At 56.9% G+C, this 21,862-nt stretch carries 17 protein-coding genes and 1 pseudogene; 15 read left to right on the top strand and 3 right to left on the bottom strand.

Translation table 11 applies throughout. The features are described 5' to 3' along the window. From RQ935_RS03210 to RQ935_RS03190, 5 genes and pseudogenes are all read left to right on the top strand, one after another. Nucleotides 1-1,974 (top strand): fumarate reductase/succinate dehydrogenase flavoprotein subunit, encoded by a 1,974-nt coding sequence (locus RQ935_RS03210; RefSeq protein ID WP_299295280.1) that lies wholly within the window; start codon nucleotides 1-3, stop codon nucleotides 1,972-1,974. Beyond that, nucleotides 1,971-2,720 (top strand): succinate dehydrogenase/fumarate reductase iron-sulfur subunit, encoded by a 750-nt coding sequence (locus RQ935_RS03205; RefSeq protein WP_311497197.1) that lies wholly within the window; start codon nucleotides 1,971-1,973, stop codon nucleotides 2,718-2,720. Before RQ935_RS03210 ends, RQ935_RS03205 begins: the two co-directional genes overlap by 4 nt. 372 nt (nucleotides 2,721-3,092) lie before the next feature. Next, nucleotides 3,093-3,230 (top strand): annotated as a pseudogene (locus RQ935_RS03200) (serine/threonine protein kinase); the annotation flags it as partial. A 62-nt stretch (nucleotides 3,231-3,292) separates the two neighbouring features. After that, complete coding sequence (locus RQ935_RS03195) at nucleotides 3,293-3,799, top strand: proteasome accessory factor PafA2 family protein (protein ID WP_311497196.1); 507 nt, start codon at nucleotides 3,293-3,295, stop codon at nucleotides 3,797-3,799. Between the two features lie 67 nt (nucleotides 3,800-3,866). Beyond that, nucleotides 3,867-4,487, top strand: a complete 621-nt coding sequence (locus RQ935_RS03190; protein ID WP_311497195.1) for a TetR/AcrR family transcriptional regulator — start codon at nucleotides 3,867-3,869, stop codon at nucleotides 4,485-4,487. Here the strand turns inward: RQ935_RS03190 and amrB are convergent. Both amrB and RQ935_RS03180 read right to left on the bottom strand, forming a co-directional pair. Continuing rightward, the gene (gene amrB, locus RQ935_RS03185) at nucleotides 4,460-5,926 is read right to left on the bottom strand and encodes an AmmeMemoRadiSam system protein B (RefSeq protein ID WP_311497194.1); all 1,467 of its coding nucleotides are present in this window, start codon (nucleotides 5,924-5,926) and stop codon (nucleotides 4,460-4,462) included. The two genes, RQ935_RS03190 and amrB, sit on opposite strands and share 28 nt — an antisense overlap. Nucleotides 5,927-6,046: 120 nt before the next feature. After that, nucleotides 6,047-6,463 carry a hypothetical protein gene (locus RQ935_RS03180; protein ID WP_311497193.1) on the bottom strand — a complete coding sequence of 139 codons (417 nt, stop codon included), beginning with the start codon at nucleotides 6,461-6,463 and terminating at the stop codon, nucleotides 6,047-6,049. A gap of 155 nt (nucleotides 6,464-6,618) precedes the next feature. On the opposite strand from RQ935_RS03180, the gene RQ935_RS03175 reads away from it, so the two are divergent. The 3 genes from RQ935_RS03175 (at nucleotide 6,619) to RQ935_RS03165 (ending at nucleotide 11,827) form a co-directional block, all read left to right on the top strand. After that, nucleotides 6,619-8,949 (top strand): 6-phosphofructokinase, encoded by a 2,331-nt coding sequence (locus RQ935_RS03175; protein ID WP_311497192.1) that lies wholly within the window; start codon nucleotides 6,619-6,621, stop codon nucleotides 8,947-8,949. A gap of 93 nt (nucleotides 8,950-9,042) precedes the next feature. Further along, complete coding sequence (gene pgi / locus RQ935_RS03170) at nucleotides 9,043-10,716, top strand: glucose-6-phosphate isomerase (protein WP_311497191.1); 1,674 nt, start codon at nucleotides 9,043-9,045, stop codon at nucleotides 10,714-10,716. 124 nt (nucleotides 10,717-10,840) lie between these two features. Next, nucleotides 10,841-11,827 carry a malate dehydrogenase gene (locus RQ935_RS03165; RefSeq protein ID WP_296182730.1) on the top strand — a complete coding sequence of 329 codons (987 nt, stop codon included), beginning with the start codon at nucleotides 10,841-10,843 and terminating at the stop codon, nucleotides 11,825-11,827. A gap of 79 nt (nucleotides 11,828-11,906) precedes the next feature. On the opposite strand, the gene RQ935_RS03160 is transcribed toward RQ935_RS03165, so the two are convergent. Continuing rightward, nucleotides 11,907-13,493, bottom strand: coding sequence for an alpha-amylase family glycosyl hydrolase (locus RQ935_RS03160; RefSeq protein WP_311497190.1), 1,587 nt, complete (start codon nucleotides 13,491-13,493; stop codon nucleotides 11,907-11,909). Nucleotides 13,494-13,800: 307 nt separating this feature from the next. Between RQ935_RS03160 and RQ935_RS03155 the strand changes: the two genes are divergently transcribed. The 7 genes from RQ935_RS03155 (at nucleotide 13,801) to RQ935_RS03125 (ending at nucleotide 21,836) form a co-directional block, all read left to right on the top strand. Continuing rightward, entirely contained in the window at nucleotides 13,801-15,054 is a 1,254-nt protein-coding gene (locus tag RQ935_RS03155) for an extracellular solute-binding protein (RefSeq protein WP_311497189.1), read from the top strand. Between the two features lie 111 nt (nucleotides 15,055-15,165). After that, nucleotides 15,166-16,569, top strand: coding sequence for a sugar ABC transporter permease (locus RQ935_RS03150; protein WP_311497188.1), 1,404 nt, complete (start codon nucleotides 15,166-15,168; stop codon nucleotides 16,567-16,569). Then, entirely contained in the window at nucleotides 16,566-17,486 is a 921-nt protein-coding gene (locus RQ935_RS03145; protein ID WP_311497187.1) for a sugar ABC transporter permease, read from the top strand. Before RQ935_RS03150 ends, RQ935_RS03145 begins: the two co-directional genes overlap by 4 nt. Next, complete coding sequence (locus RQ935_RS03140; protein WP_311497186.1) at nucleotides 17,487-18,260, top strand: TraX family protein; 774 nt, start codon at nucleotides 17,487-17,489, stop codon at nucleotides 18,258-18,260. It abuts the gene before it with no gap. 222 nt (nucleotides 18,261-18,482) lie between these two features. Next, the gene (locus tag RQ935_RS03135) at nucleotides 18,483-19,772 is read left to right on the top strand and encodes an extracellular solute-binding protein (RefSeq protein WP_311497185.1); all 1,290 of its coding nucleotides are present in this window, start codon (nucleotides 18,483-18,485) and stop codon (nucleotides 19,770-19,772) included. Nucleotides 19,773-19,956: 184 nt separating this feature from the next. Next, on the top strand, nucleotides 19,957-20,928 hold the full coding sequence (locus RQ935_RS03130) for a sugar ABC transporter permease (protein WP_311497184.1): 972 nt from the start codon (nucleotides 19,957-19,959) through the stop codon (nucleotides 20,926-20,928). Beyond that, nucleotides 20,925-21,836, top strand: a complete 912-nt coding sequence (locus RQ935_RS03125) for a carbohydrate ABC transporter permease (protein ID WP_311497183.1) — start codon at nucleotides 20,925-20,927, stop codon at nucleotides 21,834-21,836. The genes RQ935_RS03130 and RQ935_RS03125 overlap by 4 nt, the downstream gene beginning before the upstream one ends. Nucleotides 21,837-21,862: the final 26 nt, after the last annotated feature.

Genomic DNA, 21,862 nt, shown 5'->3' with positions numbered 1-21,862 from the left:
ATGACTGAACTGATTGACGGTTACTACACCGAAGGCGAGAAAATCGCCGATACTCGGGCACCGATGGATGTTCCTATCACTGAACGCTGGTCTACCCGCAAGTTCCGCGGCGGGCTGGTGAACCCCACTAACCGACGCAAGCTGCACATTATTGTGGTCGGCACCGGTCTGGCCGGTGGCGCGGCGTCCGCTTCTTTGGGCGAACTTGGCTACCACGTGGACGCGTTTTTCTATCAAGACACAGCCCGCCGGGCGCACTCGATTGCGGCTCAGGGCGGTATCAACGCGGCAAAGAACTACCGCAACGACAACGACTCGATTTTCCGCTTGTTCTATGACACGGTCAAGGGCGGTGACTACCGCAGCCGCGAGAATAACGTCTACCGTCTGGCGGAAGTCAGCCGCAACATTATCGACCAGTGCGTCGCCCAGGGCGTGCCTTTCGCCCGCGAATACGGCGGTTTGCTGGACAACCGTTCCTTTGGTGGCGTGCAGGTCGCGCGTACGTTCTATGCTCGCGGTCAGACCGGTCAGCAGCTGCTGATTGGTGCCTACCAGGCTCTGAGCCGCCAGGTTAAGGCCGGCACGGTTATTCCGCACCAGCGTCACGAAATGATGGATCTCATCATCAAGGACGGCAAGGCGCGCGGTATCGTGACCCGCGACCTCACCACCGGTAAAATTGAGACCTGGATTGCTGACGCGGTGGTCTTGGCGAGTGGTGGCTACGGCAACGTGTTCTTCCTCTCCACCAACGCGATGGGCTGCAACGTTTCCGCGGCGTGGAAGGCGTTCAAACATGGCGCCTACATGGCTAACCCCTGCTACACCCAAATCCACCCGACCTGCATTCCCCAGCATGGCAACTTCCAGTCCAAGCTGACGCTCATGAGCGAGTCGCTGCGTAACGACGGTCGTATCTGGGTACCAAAGAAAGCGGAGGACTGCAGCAAGGATCCTCGTGAAATCCCCGAGGAAGATCGCGACTACTACCTAGAGCGTATCTACCCCTCCTTCGGTAACTTGGTGCCGCGCGATATCGCGTCTCGTCAGGCCAAGAACATGTGTGACGAAGGCCGTGGCGTCGGACCGAAGATCAACGGCGTGGCTCGCGGCGTCTACCTGGACTTCAGCGAGGCCATCGAGCGCATGGGTCGAAATAAGGTTTCGGAAAAATACGGCAACCTTTTCGATATGTACCAGCGCATTACCGGAGACAATCCTTACGAAGTGCCGATGCGTATCTACCCCGCGGTGCACTACACGATGGGCGGCTTGTGGGTCGATTACGACCTGATGAGCAACATCGAAGGCCTGTACGTGGCGGGCGAGGCGAACTTCTCGGATCACGGCGCGAACCGCTTGGGCGCTTCCGCTTTGATGCAAGGTTTGTCTGACGGCTACTTCGTGTTGCCGGCCACGATTTCGGACTACCTGTCCCACGGGGCGATGCCGAAGTTGAGCGAGGACGACCCGGTCGTTCAGGAAGCTCTGGAGCGTGTCAACAGCAAGGTGGACCGTTTGATGGCCATTCAAGGCACCGAGTCGGTCGATTCTTTCCATAAGCGTTTGGGCCACATTATGTGGGAAAAGTGCGGGATGGAACGTACCGATGCGGGCTTGCGCGAAGCTATCACGGAGATTCGTGAGTTGCGTGAGGAGTTCTGGAAGGACTTGCGCATTCCCGGACGCGCCGATGAACTGAACCAGTCTCTGGAAAAGGCCTGCCGTGTGGCAGACTTCCTGGAGCTCGGCGAGCTCATGTGTATTGATGCCCTACACCGCAAGGAATCCTGTGGTGGTCACTTCCGTGCTGAATCCCAAACGGAGGAAGGCGAAGCGCTGCGTCACGATGACGAGTTCCTTTATGTGGCGGCTTGGCAATATGGCGGCTCCGAAGGGGCTGCGCCAATCCTGCACAAAGAGGACCTCATTTACAAAGATATCCAGCTGAAGCAACGGAGTTACAAGTGAACATTACATTACGAGTTTGGCGTCAAAAGGGCTCGTCCGACAAGGGCGCGCTCCATGAATATCACCTTACCGACATATCCGAGGACGCTTCCTTCCTGGAGATGCTGGATATCCTCAACGAACAGCTGTTCGCTCAAGGTGAGGAACCAGTGGCTTTCGATTCGGACTGTCGTGAGGGTATCTGCGGGATGTGTGGTGTCGTCATCAACGGCGTGCCCCACGGCCCGCACAAGAACCGCACCACGACCTGCCAGTTGCATATGCGCACCTTCAAGGACGGCGACACGATTACGGTAGAGCCGTACCGTTCGCGGGCTTTCCCGATTCTGCGCGACTTGGTGGTCAGCCGTGAGGCTCTGGATCACATTATCCAAGCTGGTGGCTACGTTTCGGTCAATACGGGTTCTGCCCCCGAGGCGCACTCGGTGCCGGTTCCCAAGCCCAATGCGGACCGTGCCTTCGAGGCCGCTGTCTGCATTGGTTGCGGCGCTTGCGTGGCGGCCTGCCCGAATGGTTCGGCGATGCTGTTCACCTCGGCAAAGGTCACTCACCTAGGCTTGCTGCCGCAGGGCAAGGTCGAGAACTACGAGCGCGTGGTGGCGATGCTGAACCAGCATGACGCGGAAGGCTTCGGCGCTTGCCAGAATATCGGCGAGTGCGCGGCCGCGTGCCCGAAGCAAATCCCGCTGGACTGCATCAGTTTCTTGAACCGTCAGCTGGGCAAGGCCTTCTTGAAGGGTCGGTAAAACCAGCGCGGTAAACATAACCAGAAAAAGTGGCGCCTCGGGGATCCGGGGCGCCACTTTTTTCTCCAAAAAATGCCTTTTATCAGGCATTTTAGGAAATTAAAAGTTTTTTTCTAAAAAACCTGTACATTCGTACCAAATACCTGTACACTTGTACCAAGTGGTGATGGAGAGATGCCTAGGCAACCCTGCAGACCCTCCCTATTGAAGCTCAGTGGGGAAACAAAGTTGGCTACCCGGCTTTGCGTTCCGTGAATGGAGCACGGGACGTACACAGAGAACTGACCAAAGATGGCCGCTTCTCTGCACAACACGAAAAACAATGAACAAACAGATGCGCGAGGTAGCGCATCAGACCATAAGGAGACAGATATGGCAAAAATTGTCAGTTCTTGGAACGACTTTGATCCGTTGAAGCGAGTTATTGTCGGACGTGCCGACAACTCTATGATTCCCCCGGAGGAACCGGCGACCTCCGAGAAGGTTCCTGTCGATTCCGAGATGCGCGGATGTCGGCGCGCTGCGGGGGCAGCGCGGTTGAGGTGAGCTGTCCGGAACTATTGCGAGAAAGCGTGGATTTGTTCCCTGAGGGCGACGACGATTTCGGGTTGCGTGGCGTGGTCGCTCGCGGTCTGACAGCCCTGACTGAGGGGGATCTCACAGCCTTGAGTGGCGAACTCGACTGGTCGTTAAAATATCAGCTGCTTTCCCATGTCACCGCTGGTGAGAAGGATTTCGGTGGGGTCAGAGCCCGGCGAGCGGAGTTAGCATTTCACGATTTATCGAAGCGATACGGGCTGCGTGAGAGGCTTTTGAAATCGGGAAGTGTGAAGCCGCTAGTCGATGAGAGTGGCGTTTCCCGCGCTAAGGTGGTTCCTCCCGCCAATACCAGAGCGCTATTGCGTGGAAAAGTGGTGGAAGCGTGTGATTTGGCTGGCAGGAGTGCCTCAATCGGATGGTCCTACGTGCGGTTAGACGACCCGCCGAGCCCGCAGATTGACCTGCTGAATCCTCTGGAGAATGAATCGGCAGAGATTTCGCAACTACTTGCAAAAATTGAAAATTTGAAACGGGGATAGACTGGGTTGGTCGCAACTACCGGAGATTCTGTTCGCTAGCTCACTAAAGATAAGGGGTTGAGTAATTTTGAGTAATGCCAGTGATTCTCAACAATTAGATACCAGGACCAGGATATTGACCGCGGCGTCTCAGATGCTGCGCCGCTCCTCGCCCAGCGCCCTGACCTATCGTGCTCTGGGGAAAAAAGCCGGATTGCCTCATTCCACGATTGAATACCATTTCCCCACTCGTGAAGATTTGCTGATGGAGGCGGCGAGCCTGAACGTCGAGGTTTGGGTGGACCGGGCTCGGAAAATCCGCGACAACGCGCTACGGCTTTCTCCCCAAGAACTGCGCGACCAGCTGCCCGAAATTTTGGTTGCTGCGGTGCTCCCGCAAACTACGGACATTCAGTACATTCGTACCTACCTGTTGCACGGGCTGGTTTTGGCTGAAAACCAGGTGATTGTGGAAAAGAGTCGCGAGGGGCGCGCGCGCTTTGACGAATATGTCGCGGATATTCTGCAGGCTGCCGAATGTACGTGTTTGCCCGACGTCATAATTTCCATCATCGACGGTTTGGCTTATGAAGCAGTCTCAGAGGGGGGCGATTTTCCTCAAGATGTCGTGGAAAAGCTCCGTCTTTTTGTGCTTTCCTGCCCGACTATGGCCGCGGACGCTCAGACCTCGGCTTCGCCCCAGGCTTGAACCTGATAAGTTTCGAGCTTAATTTCCGGCCCGAACTCCTCTGTGCCCAGCCCGGCTTTATGCATTAGCTGCGAGATAAAAACATGTACATCGGGCAGCTCACCCCAGACCTGAGGCAGGAAAGTCGCCCGGTGAAAACCACGACGCAAGATGACCCCGTCTATACCGGGACGCAGCCGAGACAGATAGGATTCATCACTTTCCCCCTCGAAACGTTCGAAAGCCTGAGGCTCAGTGAGGACAGAAACCTCAATCTGAGTCTGATCGAGTTCCGAGGCCTGCAGAGGTGGAAAACGCGGGTCTTCAAAAGCGGCAGCCAAGGTGTTCGCGGCAATATCCTCGCTGAGCATCCGATGCGGGGCGAGCGAGCCGATACATCCGCGCAGCTGCCCATGTTTCGTCAAGGTCACGAAAGAAGCCCCGACCGAACGGAGCAGCACTTGAAATGCACGATCCGACTCGCTGAATTTGCTGATGGTATTGATAGAGCCGATGCCATCGCCGTTCCGGAAGGCATCGGCTAAAATTTCACGGGCCATCTGGGGCAGCAGCGCGCCGTAACGATCCGGGATTCCATATTCATCTTCCGGCGGGTTGTACTTCCAGAAAGCCACCGAGGAATAACCAACGACCCGCGATTTATCCCCGGCGGTGTCCCCGGAGCTGGCGTTCATCAGCAGTTGCGGATGCCACTGCAGTCGGCGCGCCAAACGAATCAGGCCGGACCAAGCGTAAGCGCCGCAGGCTTGGCGTGGATCGATAGGATACTCCAACGACATGACCTGGGACAAGGTCGTGGTGTCGAGTTTGCGTGCCTCATCGTAGCTCAGGTAGTGGGACAGATCCGAGGACACGATAATCAAGGTGTCGTCAGGGTTTTCCCCCGGAATCGTAACCAGAGTTTGCAGGCTGTCACAGACTTCCTCCGGGGTGCAATCCCCAACCGCCAAAGGCACAATAGTAAAGTCTAGGTCTCGGAAAACGGTTTGCAGGAAAGGCAGCTGGACTTCCAGGGCGTGTTCCTCCACGTGGGAGGGCTCGAAAAATTCCGCGGCAGAACTATGCTCCACCAGGTATCGTTGCGCGTTCTGATCCACCGGGACTTCCCCCAAGGGGGTGGCGAACGCGGCAGCCTCGCTCAGTGCGATGCCGCGAAATCCGACACGGTGGGTGGGGCCTGCGATAACGACGCGCCGGGGACGTAGATTCCTGACGAGCTGGTATCCGACCGCGGCAATGAGACCGGAATAGATGTATCCCGCGTGGGGGACCTGCACCCCCATCAGTTGACGCAGAGGCTTGCCTTGCGAGTCTTGCGAAACGTCGTTAGTGATGAGGGAGGCGGCCTTTTTCAGCAGGTCGTCTACCGTTTGTTGCAGCTCAACTGGATCTTGGGGGTAAAAAGATCCTGCTACTGCTGGTCTACGCACGAAACTCATGGTTCCATTATTCCCAAAAAAAAGCAGTTTGGGGCAAGATTCAGCCTTTTTTAGGGGGAGGGCAAAAAAGAGGGGGCTCCGAATGGGGAATCGGAGCCCCCGGCATGTAGCCGCCAGCGGTTACATGGGAGGGAGGAGGCTGGCTTGTACGGCTCTGCCGACAGCCAGGGCAATACTTGGCAAAATGATAACCACCAGGAAAATAATCAGGGGCAGGGTCTTGGGGCGAGACTTAATCAGAGCGACCAAACTCAGGATGAAAGCTACGAAGTTCAACAATCCTGCAATCCCCACATACACCAGGAGCTGATTACCAGCCTTATCGGCGGCGTCCATAGCGTTGGACAACTCGTCCAGACCCATTTGGTCAATGTCCCCACCAGCCACGGCAGCGACCTGTTGACCTGTAATGATGTGACCGGCAAGCATAATGATGGAAGCCACGATGCACAGCGCCAAGGCCACAAAAGCCAGCGTCTTTTTCACCTCGGGCTGGGGCGCGCCGGGCCCAGTGGGCGTGACATTTTCAGTAGACATGGATTACTCCTTTGCTCGATTGGTTTCGTCAATTCCTTGACGGGTTGCTTTCAGCTTAGGGACGGGAAAGTTCACGTTTAACACCCAAAAGGGTGAAAAATTCGAGAGAATAAAACCGGGCCGGACGACCGGCACAGATTTGAGGGGAGAGACAGATGGGTGCGCCTGCGAAGCCGGCAAAAACTGGGAAATCTAGCGCGAAAACGAGGGCGACACAGCCGAAACAGGACAAGCGCATTGGCATTCTCACTTCGGGCGGTGACGCCCAGGGAATGAACGCGGCGGTGCGATCCGCAGTGCGTTCCGCCATAGTTTTGGGAGCCAAGCCGTTCGCGATACGTGAAGGTTGGTTGGGTGCGGTTCAGGGCGGCTCCTGTATTCATGAACTGACCTGGGGGGATGTGTCTAATACGATTTCCAAGGGCGGTACCATCATTGGCACGGCTCGTTGCCCGGAGTTTCGGGATTGGGAAGGGCGCCTGAAAGCCTGCGAGAATCTGGTTAAAAACGGCATTGACCGGCTCATTTCTATCGGCGGTGACGGGACGCTGCGGGGAACGGAAGAACTGCGCCAAGACTGGCCAAAGCTGCTGGAGCAGTTGGTGAAGGAAAAGCGCCTCAGCGCCGCCGCGGCGAAGGCCCACCCGTCCTTGTGCATTGTCGGCATCGTCGGGTCTATTGACAACGACATGGCGGGTACAGATATGACCATCGGCACCGATTCGGCCTTGAATCGCATCTTGGCGGCCTTGGATCAGCTCTCGTCCACCGCCGCCTCCCACCAGCGCACTTTCGTGGTGGAAGTCATGGGACGAAACTGCGGCTATTTAGCGCTGATGAGTGCCGTGGCGGGCGGTTGCGATTACGTCCTGATTCCCGAAGATCCCCCCGCGCCCGGCTGGGAAGACGACATGTGTACGAAACTCAGCGAAGGGCGCAAGCACGGGCGGCGCGACTCGATTGTACTGGTGGCAGAGGGTGCGAAAGATCAGGACGGCCAGGACATTACCGCCAACTATGTTGCCGAGGCTATTGAACAGCGCACCGGCGAGTCCGCTCGGGTAACCATTTTGGGACACATTCAGCGCGGCGGGACTCCCTCGGTGTACGACCGATGGATGCCCACCCTGCTGGGGTATGCCGCGGTGCAGGATGTGCTTGCGGCGGAACCGGGGGACCCGGCCAAAGTGATGGGGGTACGCTACAACCGGATTGCCCGGCTGGACCTGACCCAGACCGTGGCAGCGACCTTGAATGTTCGCGACCTGATCAAGGCCGCAAAATATGACCAGGCCATCGCCTCGCGGGGAACTTCCTTTACCGACATGGTAGAGATTTTCCGGGTCTTGTCCACCCCGCCTTCGCTGTTGAAACCTTTGCCCCGCAAGGCGAAAAAAGTTGCGGTGATGCACGTGGGAGGCTTGGCTCCGGGGATGAATATGGCCGCTCGGGCCGCGGTTCGTTTCGGACTGCAACGCGGCTTGGAAGTCTTGGGTATAGAGGGTTCTTGGGAAGGGCTCATTGACGGTAAGGTCCGCAAACTGCTCTGGAAAGACGTAGAAGGCTGGGACTTTCAGGGCGGCGCCGAGCTGGGAACCAAACGTGAGGTGCCCACGGTAGAACAGTTCTATGCCATTGGCCGCTCGATTGAAAACCACCATATCGATGCGCTGGTGCTGATTGGGGGCTATAACGCGTATCTGTCCGCCCAGGCCATCAGCGGGGAACTGAAACATTATCCGGCCCTAAAGATACCGATGGTCATCGTCCCGGCGTCCATCGACAACAACCTTCCGGGAGCCGAAATCTCAATCGGGGCTGACACCGCGCTGAATAACGCGGTGTGGTCCATGGACTTGATGAAAGAATCTGCTGCCGCCTCGAAACGTTGCTTCATCACCGAAACTATGGGGCGCCACTGTGGCTACCTGGCGCTGATGAGCGGAATCGCCGCCGGAGCGGAGCGAGTTTACCTCGAAGAGGAACCGATTAGCCTGGAGACGTTAGGTAAACACGCCACCGAAATGCGTGACGCGTTCGCAAAAGGCCGTCGCCTCGCCCTGGTGGTTCGCAACGAACTGGCGGGGGGAAACTATGACATGAAATTCATGGCTAACGTGTTCAAACAGGAGTCTCAGGGCTGCTTTGACGTTCGTATCGACGCGGTAGGGTATCTGCAGCAGGGCGGGGCCCCCTCTCCTTTTGACCGGCTCCTCGCGGTACGGCTGATGTGGGAAACGATGCGTCACATTGATGCCGCCCTGGATTCCGGGCAGTGCGCCATCGAATATATCGGCGAGGAAAACGGCCAGATGTCCTACCACGACATTTCTCAGATGGAGAAACAAGTTGATCCGGAAAAGCGCCGTCCCATCAACCAATGGTGGATGGGCTTGCGGCCCCTGATTGAAGCGATGGCCAGTGCGAATCCGCCGGTCAAAGACTTCCCCCTGCCGGTCATTGATATGAGCGGGCCGAAGTCATAACTGTCGTACTTGATTGAGATGACGCACCACCAACCGTAAGAACAGCAACGCAACCCGATCCCGGGCAAACTATTGAACAGAAGGGAAAACTCAATGGAAACGAAAGACCCCACCACCCTGGCAGCATGGAAAGACCTCAATGCGATGGCCGCGGGATTCCACCTGGATTTGCGCAAAGCTTTTGCAGCCGATCCCGCCAGGGCGGAGAATCTCTCATTCTCGGCCGCGGATTTGCACGTGGATTTGTCAAAGAACCTGATTACCGGGGCGGTGTTTGAAAAACTCTTGGAGCTTTCCACCCAGGCCGGTGTGCGCGACTTGAGTGAGGCCATGTTCAACGGCGAACACATCAACAACACGGAAAACCGAGCGGTGCTGCACACTGCGCTGCGGGCTCCCGCCGGAACCCAGCTGATAGTGGACGGCAGGGACGTCATTGCCGATGTGCACGAGGTCTTGGGGCGGATTTACGACTTCGCTGACGCGGTGCGTGACGGGTCTTGGGTTGGGATCAGTTCCAAACGTATCCAGACCGTGGTCAATATCGGTATTGGAGGTTCTGACCTGGGGCCTTACATGGCTTTCGAGGCGTTGCGGCCTTACGTGAAGCCCGGCCTGGAATGCCGTTTTGTGTCCAACATTGACCCCACGGACATTATGGAAAAAACCCGCGACCTGGATCCGGAAACGACCCTGTTCATCATCGCTTCCAAGACTTTCACCACCCTGGAAACCATCACCAACGCGAAAGCCGCCCGCACCTGGCTGCTGCGCGGCCTGCAGGAAAGCGGCGTCATCGACGACACCGAGGCCGCCACGAAAGACGCTATCTCTAAGCACTTCGTGGCGGTGTCCACAGCCTTGGACAAGGTCGCGGACTTCGGCATCGACCCCCGCAACGCGTTCGGTTTTTGGAACTGGGTGGGTGGACGCTATTCCGTGGACTCCGCGGTGGGAACGTCTCTCGCGGTGGCCATCGGCCGGGAAGGTTTCGAAGCATTCTTGGCTGGTTTCCGCGCCATCGACGAGCATTTCCGCTCCGCCCCGCCGGCGTCGAACGTGCCGCTGCTGATGGGTTTGCTCAACGTGTGGTACTCCAACTTCCTGCACGCCCAGACCCACGCGGTGTTGCCGTATTCCCAGTATCTGCACCGATTCCCTGCCTATCTGCAGCAGCTCACGATGGAATCCAACGGGAAACGCGTGCGCCGTGACGGGACTCTGGTCAGCTACGATACCGGCGAGGTGTTTTGGGGAGAGCCCGGCACGAACGGCCAGCACGCCTTTTACCAGCTGATTCACCAGGGAACTCGGCTGATTCCGGTGGACTTTATCGCGTTCGCCCGTCCGACTTGGGATTTGGTTGACAGCGAGACCGGGAAACGACAGCACGAACTGTTCCTGGGTAATTTCTTTGCCCAGAGCGCGGCGCTGGCTTTTGGGAAAACTCCCGACGAGGTGCGCGCGGAAGGCACGCCGGAAGAGTTGGTGGCGCATCGGACTTTCCCGGGCGACCGCCCCTCGACTTCCATCATGGCCCCGGCCCTCACCCCGAAAGTACTGGGCGAGCTCATCGCCCTGTACGAGATGATTACGCTGGTCGAAGGCGCAATCTGGGGCATTGATTCCTTTGACCAGTGGGGCGTGGAGCTGGGCAAGGCGATGGCCATTAATCTGGGGCCGGCCATCAGCGGAGACGCCGAGGCTCTGGCACAAGCGGATGCATCGACCCGGGGACTGCTGGAATATTATTTCGCTCACAAGTAAGCGGGTGAAATTCTGCGTTTTTTCAAGGCGTTCGGTTTACCCTCCTGGTGGCTTTTTGCGCTAAAGTAATGAATGCTGACGCTCAGAGTGGAAGCGTTTAACACGATACAAAGGAGTTAAATCAATGGCTAAAAGTCCTGTAAATGTTACCGTCACCGGTGCTGCTGGCAATATCGGATACGCGCTGGTATTCCGCATCGCCTCCGGCGAAATGCTCGGCCCGGATCAGCCGGTTCGTATCAAAATGTTGGAAATCACCCCGGCTCTGAAGGCTGCCGAGGGCACCGCCATGGAACTGAATGACTGCGCTTTCCCTCTGTTGGATGGAATCGATATTACCGACGACCCGAACGTGGCATTCTCAGGCTGCAACTTTGGCCTGTTGGTCGGTTCGATGCCGCGTAAGCAGGGCATGGAACGCGCGGATTTGATTAGCGCCAACGGCGGTATTTTTGGTCCGCAAGGCAAGGCCATCAACGACAACGCCGCTGATGACGTGCGTATTTTGGTGGTGGGCAACCCGGCGAACACCAACGCGGTTATTGCTGCGGCCTCCGCCCCGGATGTTCCCGCCTCGCGTTTCAACGCCATGATGCGCTTGGATCACAACCGCGCTCTGAGCCAGCTGGCTGAAAAGCTCAACGTGCCGGTGTCCACCATCAAAAAGATGATTGTGTGGGGCAACCACTCCGCTGACCAGTACCCGGACATTTCTTTCTGCGAGGTAGACGGCAAGCCGGCGTGTGGCCTAGTCGATGAGGCTTGGCTGGACGATTACTTCGTTCCGACCGTGGCCAAGCGTGGTGCGGCCATTATCGAGGCTCGCGGCAAGTCCTCCGCCGCTTCAGCGGCTGCTGCGGCTATCGACCACATGCATTCCTGGGCTTGCGGCACTCCCGCGGGCGACTGGGTCACCGCCGCTATTCCTTCGACCGGCCAGTACGGCGTTCCCGAGGGTCTTTCCTACGGTTTCCCCGTGACTTCCGACGGTAAGGAATGGAAGGTTGTGGAAGGTCTCGAGCTTTCGGACAAGACCAAGGCAAAGATCAAGTTCAATGCGGACAAGGCTTCTGAGGAAATCGACACCGTGAAGTCCCTGGGCATTATGTAAATCGCCGTCAAGATTTCTCAGTTTGGGAGCCAGATTCTGGCTCCCAAACTGCTTTTAAACCCTAGCTTTCGGGTCTGGTTTACAGAATCGCGAAACTTTGGGGTCCCAGCTTTAGCGTGGTCCCCACCACCCGATCCGAGCCGATACTAAAACGCACCGGGCGCGCTTGTGCCAAATCATATTCGGCGGGAGCGTGCGCCGGATTGACCGCCACAATCAGGCTTTGCGTGGCACTGCCACGCTCGAAAACGAATAAACGCCCTTCCGGCTCGGCGCTGAGGACGGTGAAAGCGCCGTCAGCCGCCAAAGCCGGGAGTTCCCGTTTGCATTCCAACACGCGCGCCACCGTGTGACACAAAGAATCCGGTTGGGCGCGCTGCGCCGCCACGGTGGGAGCGTCCGCGCTGGTATCGACCGGCAGATAGAGGTTCGCTGTTGCAGCCGTGGAAAATCCCAGGTTATCAGTGCTATCCCACTGCATCGGGGTGCGAGCGCCGGTGCGCACGTAACCGCCCTCTTTGGTGGGCAGCAGCTGGTGGCGCAGGCCAATCTCGTCTCCGTAATAGATAAACGGCACTCCGGGCAAGGTCAGTATTGTCGCCCACGCCAGGCTGAGTTCCCGTTCGGTCAGCCGGGGAGCCGCCCGCCAAGTATCGTGATTGCAGGTGATGAGGCTAAAAAAGGCCCCGGCTTTCTCGGCGGCGCGCAGCTGCGGCTCATATTGCTCCAGGAATCCGCAGATGCTGGTGGGAGCGTCCGCGTTGAAGTAGCTCAGGTCGTTTTCCCGCGCATAGGGGGTGTTCGTGTTGCGCAGCAGGATGTTGTAGCCGTTAGGGTGATTGTCCCACCGCCAATCCAGGTAAAAGTCCATGTCGAACCCGGCTGGTGCCGACTCGCTGGGGACGCCCCACTCGGATACGAACGCGGCTTCGGGAAATTCGGGGCGAATTTGGTCAAACATATAACGCCAGGTCTTGATGGTGTACGGTTTGCCTTCGTCATCGTGTTTCACCAGGGAGTTTGCCATGTCTACCCGGAATCCGTCGGCACCGGCAGAGAGCCAGAAGCGCATGATGTCGACCATCGCGTCGCAGGTTTTCCGGGCGGAGGGGCCTAAAGCCGGGTCTTGCCAGGGATATTTCGGGTGAGCCCAACCGTAGTTCAAGGCCGGCTGGCATTTGAAAAAGTTGAGGATATAGGTTCCGTCGCGTTCGGTTTCCCCGCCAATAAAGGGGTATCCGTCGCCTCCGGCAATCCAAGAGTCGGTCCACACGTAGCGGTCCGAAAACTCGTTCGGTGCGGGGTGGGCGCTGGATTGGAACCAGGCGTGTTCTTCAGAAGTGTGGCCGGGCACCAGGTCCAACAGCACGCGAATCCCCCGCGCGTGTGCTTGGTCGAAAAGTCGTATGAGGTCCTCGTTGGTGCCGTAGCGGGGGGCCACCAACTTGTAGTCGCGCACGTCGTATCCGGCGTCCTTGAAAGGCGAATCAAACAGGGGATTGAGCCACAGCGCATCGACCCCCAACTCTTTGAGGTAGTCCAGCCGGGAAATAATGCCCGGAATATCCCCGATGCCGTCCCCATTGGAATCCTGAAAACTCTGGGGATAAATTTCATAGAAAACCGCGTTATTCAGCCACTTTGGGCGGGGGTATGGGGTGTTCACAGGGATCCTTTCCGGGTTTCGCTATCGAGAGGCCGCAAAGACCTCAGAACATCTTACAGAAAGCCCGGGGGCATCGCGCCCGAATCTGTCGCGGAAATACCGGCGCAAACGCCTTGTGAGTTATCTCGCTTTGTGCTTAGACGTAACAGATTACAAAGTTTGGGACTTTATTTCCCTTACCTGCGAGAAAGAAAATGCTAGCATCTGAAATTAATGTTTGTTCCGACAAAGCGGTCGGCTTCTCCGCCGCTTTGCGGAGCTCTCTGAGCTGGGGAGAAATCCTCCTCGCCTGTCGAAAGGATAATTAATGTCCATGACGTTTAAGAAAGCCTTTGGTCTGATAGCCGCCTCGGCGGTGGCCCTGTCCATGAGCGCCTGCGGTGGCGCTGGCGGAGATAACGCTGGCGGTAAGACTGAAGACGTGTCGCTGTCTGTGTGGGCTCCGCAAGAGGACCAAGCGGACGGCAACAGCTGGCTGGCTAAGATGGAGGAATCCTTCGAGAAGGCTCATCCGGAATACAAGATTACCTGGAAGAATGACGTGGTTCCTGAGGGCGACGCCAAGACTAAGGTAGATACCGATCCGGCCGCTGCCGCCGATGTCTATATGTTTGCTAACGACCAGCTGGGCGGCTTGCTCGATGCCGAGGCTATCGGCGAGCTGGGTGAGAACGAAGCCAAGCAGGTCAAGGACCAGAACGAACCGTCCATGGTGGACTCGGTCACCGGTACCGATGGCAAGATCTACGGTGTTCCCTTCACCTCGAACACCTGGTTCATGTACTACAACTCTAAGAAGTTCTCGGCTGATGACGTGAAGTCTTTGGACACGATGCTCGAGAAGGGCAAAGTGTCTTTCCCGCTCGATAACTCCTGGTTCATTCAGTCTTTCTATACCAAGGGCGCAGGTTTGACGTTCTTCGGTGACAAGGGTAACGACGCCACCAAGGGCATCACCTTTGCCGATGGCGACGCCGCTGCCACCGCGGTGACAAAGTACTTGGTTGGCTTGGCTAATAACTCGAACTTCATGGATGACGCGGAAGGTTCCGGTCTGGGCGCACTGAAGGCCGGCGACGTCGATGTGCTGTTCTCCGGGACCTGGGATGCCGCCAATGTGAAGGAAGCCTTGGGCGATGGATACGCCGCCGCCAAGCTGCCGACCTATAAGCTGGACGGCAAAGACGTCCAGATGGAGGCTTTCGCTGGTTCCAAGGCCGTGGCTTACAACCCGCACGCCAAGAACGCCAAGGCTGCCGCTCAGTTTGCGGCTTTCTTGGGATCCACCGAAGCCCAAAAGGCTCACTACGAGATGCGCGGCATTGTCCCGACCGACAAGTCCCTGGTCGACTCCGTTAAGGACGACGACTTCGCCGCCAAGGCTCAGCTGGAAGTCATCTCCGGGGCTTCTATCCTGCAGCCGACAATCTCCGCGATGGGTTCCTGGTGGGATCCGGCCCAGGCTTTCGGCAAGGGCATCTTGAACAAGGAAATCACCGAGGCTACCGCCGAAGCTCAAACCCAGAAGTGGTCTGAGCAACTGGCCAAGATGGTTGGCTAAATAACTACATCTCCAAGCTGTCGGGCCGCTGGTGAGAGGCAACCCCCCCAGCGGCCCCGCAGCCCGGTCGCGGATTCTGCCGTCGGCCTTTTCATTGAGAAGGAAACCTGAATGGACGCAACGCAAACGTCAAAACGCGAGGCGAGGTTACGTAAGAAACTCGGGAAAGACTACGTCTCACCCTCGCCCTATAGCCTCAAAGCTGCTTTCCGGGAAGGTGACGCCATCACCAAAGCGTCCGCCGTAATCTTCGGACTGGGCAACCTGACACACCGCCAAATTGTGAAGGGGGCGATTTTCCTACTCCTCGAGATAGCGTTCTTTGCTTTCCTGTTCACCAACGGTTTGGGTTACCTCGCGAAACTTCCCGGACTGGGCGACCAGGAGCAAGGCAAAGTGCTGGTCAACGGCTATTGGGAGTACACTGCCGGGGACAACTCGGTCATTATCCTGCTCTACGGTGTGGCCACGATACTCATCATTCTGGCCTTCATCGGTTTGTGGAATCTTTCGGTACGTTCGGCCTACAAGGCCCAGGTGCTGACCGCGAAACATGGTCGAGCTCCTTCGATACGCGAGGACATTGCGGATTTGCTGGACAAGCGATCCCACATCGGCTTTTTGTTCCTGCCGACGTTGGGTATCCTCACTTTCAGTGTCCTGCCGCTGATTTTCATGATTTCCATGGCCTTCACCAGTTACGACCACAAGCACCTGGTGCTTTTCGACTGGGTGGGGTTGAAAAACTTTGGGGCGATTTTCACCAATTCTTCCGGGGACGTGAACCTGCGAATCTTTAGCTCCGTGATGATATGGACTCTGGTGTGGGCCATCTTTGCGACCTTCCTCAACTTTTTCTTGGGCATGTTCATGGCCATGCTCATCAACCGTAAAACCACCCGCTTTAAGAATTTTTGGCGGGCGTGTTTCTCGATGTCGATCGCGGTGCCGCAGTTCGTGTCCTTGCTGGTCATCAACCTGATGCTGCAGCCGCAAGGCGCTATCAACCGGTTGCTGATGGACTGGGGCTGGATTGACCAAGCCTTGCCCTTCTTTACGGATGCCACTTGGGCTCGCGTCACCGTCATCGTGGTGAACCTCTGGGTCGGTATTCCTTTCACGATTATGCAGATTACGGGCATTTTGCAAAACATTCCTGCCGACCAGTACGAAGCAGCCAAGATTGACGGGGCTAACTCTTGGGTGATTTTCCGCAACATCACCATGCCCTACATCATCTTCGTACTTACTCCCTATCTGATTACGACTTTCACAGGCAACGTCAATAACTTCAACGTTATCTACCTGTTGTCTCGCGGTGCGCCCGTGCCGGTGGGAGATTCCGCAGGCAAGACTGACCTCTTAATCACCTGGTTGTACAAACTCACGGTAGACAAAAACGACTACAATCTCGGTGCGGTCATCGGTATCATGACCTTCATCGTGCTGGCGGTGGTGTCGCTCATTACCTACCGGAGATCCGGTTCCTTCAAGAACGAGGAGGCCTTCCGATGAACACATCCGCTACCAACACAACAGTTGAAACTCTTCCTAGTGCCGGTTCCAAGACTTCCATAATGGGCAGTCTCAGTAAGCGGCGTATGGTCGGGGACATCGTGGTGCACACGTTCCTGGCTATCATGGCGGTCATCTGGTTGCTGCCGATTGTGTGGGTCGTTGCCGAATCTTTCAACAAGGACCCCGCCCCCTACACCAAGACGTTCTTTCCCCGCGAGTTTTCGCTGAATAACTACATTAAGATTTTCACGGATCGTTCCGTCATGGACTTCCCCCGGATGTACTTGAACACCTTTATCATCGCCTGCTTTACCTGCGTGATTTCCGTGTTCTTCGTGCTGATGGTGGCTTACGTCATGAGCCGGATGCGGTTCCGTCTGCGTCGCACTTTCATGAGCGTGGTGTTGATCTTGGGTATGTTCCCCAGCATCATGGCTGTCTCCGCCATTTACTTCATATTAAAGGCGGTGGGCCTGACCGGCGGCGGCATGACGATTCTCGCTTTGATTCTGGTGTATTCCGCCGGTTCCGGCGCGGGTTTCTATGTCATGAAAGGGTACATGGATACCATTCCGAACTCTTTGGACGAAGCGGCGATTCTGGACGGCTGCACCCGTTCTCAGGTGTTTTGGAAGATTATTCTGCCCATCTGTAAACCCATGATTGTTTACCAGGCCATCGTGAGTTTCTTGGGGCCCTGGCTGGACTTCGTGATGGCGAAAGTTATCGCCCGCACCCAGTCGGACTACACCGTGGCTCTGGGCTTGTGGCTGATGCTGGAAAAGGAATACATCCACACCTGGTTCGCGCGTTTCGCGGCGGGGGCAGTGCTGGTTTCGGTACCGATTGCCATTCTGTTCATCGTCATGCAGCGTTTCTACCAGGAGTCCATGTCCGGTTCGGTGAAGGGCTAGATGGCATCGTCTACCAACAGTGTGCCTGAAATCGGACCGGGGCGAATGCGTGGTCTGAGCAATCTTCGCCTCAAAGTCATCGCCGGTATCTTCCTATCCCTCCAAGTGGTGTCCACCACGGTAGTTCCGTATTTTTTCGGAACGGACTTAAAGAATAACTTTGGTGCGCTCACCGCGGCGGTGCTAAGCGAAGTCGTTTCGTGGTGCGCTGTGCCGATTTATGCGTGGCTCCTGGCGGAAGGGTTCACTTGGACTGCTAACCGCTGGCGCTACCTGCTGCGCCTGGTCATTTTGGCTTTGGTCTGCGAAGTTCCCTACGACCTGGTGACTTTCAACCGGCCAGTAGACTGGGCTTCGCAGAATCCGGTGTTCGGCCTCGCCCTGGCGTTGCTGGTGTTGATTCTCATCGACTACGTTCGCAAAAGGTGGTCGGGCGCACCAGCGTGGATGGGTGCGGTGGCGCTGTCCGTTGCCGGAATACTCTGGGCGCTGCTGCTGCACTTGGGAACCCGTCAAGGTTTCATCAACATCGGATGTTTGCTGATTGGTTTCACGCTGATTTTTTCCCTGCTGAGGCTGCGGGAAAACACCATGATGATGACAGCCGGGTTGCTGGGTGCCGTGAGCCTGGTGACTCCAGCTATCGGGGTGGCTTTTCTGCACTATCGCAACGAAACCTTGGGGTACCTCAACGCCAATACCCGGTGGTTTTGTTACGCAGTCTATCCGCTGCTCCTGATGCTGGGGGTGGCGTGGCGCAACCTGTTGCTTTAAGCCGGTGCGGACAGCTGAGCAACACAGCCTGCGGGAAACCATAGGATTGACAAAATATTTACAAAATACCCTAGTCGTGTTGGGTCCTGAAGGTGAAAACGTAATGTTGCGGCCATTTTCCATCGAGACCTGACGGAATATATGAGAGAATGTTACTTGTCCCTGACAGGTAAAGATGCCTGCGGGGAACAACGACAATGAAGTTAACTGATTGGAGTTTCAATGCGAAAGCTCATTGCGGCTGCGGGCGCTCTGGCCCTCGGTCTAACTATGACGGCCTGCTCTCAGGCCTCTGACGCTGGTAAAGACGGCGGAGACGCCGCTGGCAGCGCCTCTCAAGTGGGTGTAGTGACCTGGTGGGAGCAAGGCTCTGAGAAAGAGGGTTTTGACGCCTTAAAGAAAGTCTTTGCGGAGCAGCACCCGGATGTGGAACTGATTAAGCAGTCCGAATCCGGTGGTGGCGGCACTAACGCAAAGCAGAAGCTGGCTGCTGACCTGGCGGCAAAGAACCCGCCAGACACCTATCAGGCTCACGCTGGCGCCGAGCTTTCCTCGGATATTGCCGCGGGATACCTGGAAGACGTTTCTGGCCTGTACGACGAGTTCAAGCTGCGCGATGCCTTCCCGGCTGACCTGGTTGACCTCCTGACCGTGGATGGCAAGATTTACTCCGTCCCCTCTAACATTCACCGCGCTAACGTAGTGTGGGCCAACGTTGAGGTCATGCAAAAGGCCGGTTTGGATCCCAAGGCTCCGCCGAAAGATATCAAGGGCTGGATTGCTGACATGGAGAAGCTCAAGGCTGCCGGGGTACAGTACCCGATTACCGTAGGCGCCACTTGGACCCAGCTGCAATTGCTGGAAACCGTCCTGCTTGCTGACTTGGGCGCCGATGCCTACAACGGCTTGATGAATGGCAAGACTGATTGGAGCGGTCCGGAAGTCAAGGCTGCTTTGGATGACTACGCCAAGATTTTGACCTACGCCGATCCGTCCCTGCTCTCAGAGGACTGGGAACCTGCCATGAAACCTGTCATCGAAGGCAAGTCTGCCTACAACGTGATGGGCGACTGGGCTCCTCCGGCTTGGGAGAACGCCAAGAAGGTATGGGATAAGGACTACGTGACTTTCCCGGTTCCGGGCACCGATGGCGTATTCGACTTCCTGGCTGACTCCTTCACCCTGCCGGTGGGCGCGAAGCACCCCGATGGCACGAAGGCTTGGTTGAACACCATTTCCTCCAAGGAAGGCCAGATTGCTTTCAACGTGGCTAAGGGCTCTATTCCGGCTCGTTCCGACCTGACCGCCGATGAACTGTCGAAGTTCTCGGATTACCAGCGTTCCGCAATGGAGTCCTTCGGCAAGGACACCATCGTTTCTTCTATCGCTCACGGTGCGGCTCTGCCTCTGGCGGCCACCGAAAAGATGAAGAGCGCTTTGGGCAAGTTCAACTCCAGCAAGGACGTTGCAGCTCTCCAAAGTGAGCTGGCTGCAGCGGCTGCTGCGAAGTAGCCCTCAAACAGGCAAGTCTTTACGCCGGCGGGTTTTTCAAAATGGCAAAAACCCGCCGGCGTAAGGCTGAACTGGGGCGCATCAACCGACCTTGTGCAGTCGGCAGAGGTGAGCGGAGAACCTGGTGCACACCGATGCGAACCCCAAAATCTCAACCACATCGACCATAATTTAGGGGACAAAAATGTCAGGCAACGCTGCCGTCAAGGCACCTGAAAAGGCTAGGGCACCGATGAAGCGTAAACGAGCACGCAGTTCGAACGGCATTAAGCAGTGGGGGCCCGGACTGTTACTGGTGTCGCCATCAATCATCCTCGTGGCTATTTTTGTTTATGGCTTGTTGGGCTCTAACTTGTTCACGTCCCTGCAAGACAATCACTCCGCGCCGCAAGTTTCGGGGGTGGAACCGGTTAAATTTGTGGGGTTTGCAAACTTCGCGGCTTTGTTCGGGGACAAGGATTTTCAACACTCCTTGATTAACCTGTTGATGTTCACGGTAATGTTCCTGGTGGGCACGCTGTTCTTTGGGTTCGTCTGGGCGTGGCTGTTGGATAAACCCATTAAAGGCGAAGGGATTTTCCGTTCCGTATTCCTGTTCCCGATGGCGGTATCGTTCATCGCCTCCGGTGTGGTGTGGCGCTGGATGCTGAACTCCGCTCAAGATGAGAACGCCTCCGGTTTGAACCGGTTGCTCCAGATGGTGGGCCTGGGCGGACTGCAAAACGACTGGATTGCCAACCCCACTTTCGGGGTGCTGGCGGTGGGGATTCCCGCTGTGTGGCAGCTCTCGGGCTACGTGATGGCTCTGTTCCTGGCGGGATTCCGCGGGGTGCCTGACGACTTGCGGGAAGCCGGGCGCGTGGACGGCGCTAACGAATGGCAGCTGTACCGCTACATCATCTTTCCGCAGCTCGCGCCCGTAGCGCTCAGCGCGGTCATCATCATCGGGCATATGTCGCTGAAGTCTTTCGACTTGATTATGGCGGTGGCGGATCAGACGTTCTATCAGACCAAGGTTCCGGCCATCGATATGTATAACTTCATGACGGTTTCGGATTACTCGAATGCGGCCGCGGTCGGTACGGTCCTGTTGGTGATTGTGGCGCTGCTGGTGGTGCCCTACTTGATTCACGATGCGAAGGAGGCCAACCGATGAGTTCCGCTGCTGCAATCGACGCGGGCGCTGCCGCGATTACGACAAAAAAGGTCAACTCCAACGGTTCGGTAGGAAAGAAACGGGGCGGAGTCAGCGTCGGCAAGGTCATTCGCTACGTGCTCTTGATTTTTTTCCTCGCCATGGTCCTCATGCCGGTCTACGTGCTGTTGATTACGTCTTTCAAGGGCGCGGGGGAGGCCGACCCGTCCCGGACTTGGTATCTGCCTGCTGAATGGAATACCGATAACTGGGCCCGAGCCTGGGATCAGCTGCAGGGCGGGCTGTTGCGCTCGCTGATGATGGTCATTCCGTCCTCGATTATTTCGGCCATGCTCGGTTCCGCTAACGGTTTCGTCCTGTCCCGCTGGCGGTTCCCCGGAGCGAACGTGGTGTTCACCCTGATTCTGTTCGGCATGTTCATTCCTTACCAGGCCGTCATGATTCCGATGATGCGCATGGTGGTGGCGTCCCAGATTGGTTTCGGGATTCACACCCTGATTTTGATGCACATCATCTATGGCATCCCGATTACGACCCTAATTTTCCGTAACTATTACGAGAGCGTGCCCAGGGACCTCATCGAGGCCGCGCGTATCGACGGGGCGGGAATGTTGCGCACGTACTTTAACGTGGTGTTGCCGATTTCCATTCCGTCTTTCGTGGTGGTGCTGATTTGGCAGTTTACTTCCGCTTGGAACGACTTCCTGTTTGCCCTGTTCTTTGGCGGCGGTTCCCAGCGCGGTCCGGTGACCCTGTCCCTGAACGAGCTGGCGCACGGCTCTATCATGGCTGACTATGGCGGTTCCATGGCGGGCGCCCTGATTGCCTCCGTCCCGACGCTTCTGGTCTACATCGCGTTGGGCAAGTACTTCGTCGGCGGCATGATGGCCGGTTCCGTGAAGGGGTAATCCAGGCCGTTTGCAGTGGTCGCAGC

The organism is uncultured Mobiluncus sp., from assembly GCF_963511525.1.
In the GTDB taxonomy this organism is placed as follows: domain Bacteria; phylum Actinomycetota; class Actinomycetes; order Actinomycetales; family Actinomycetaceae; genus Mobiluncus.
Note: the sequence above shows the minus strand (reverse complement) of the source record. Positions and strands in the feature narration are given on the sequence as shown.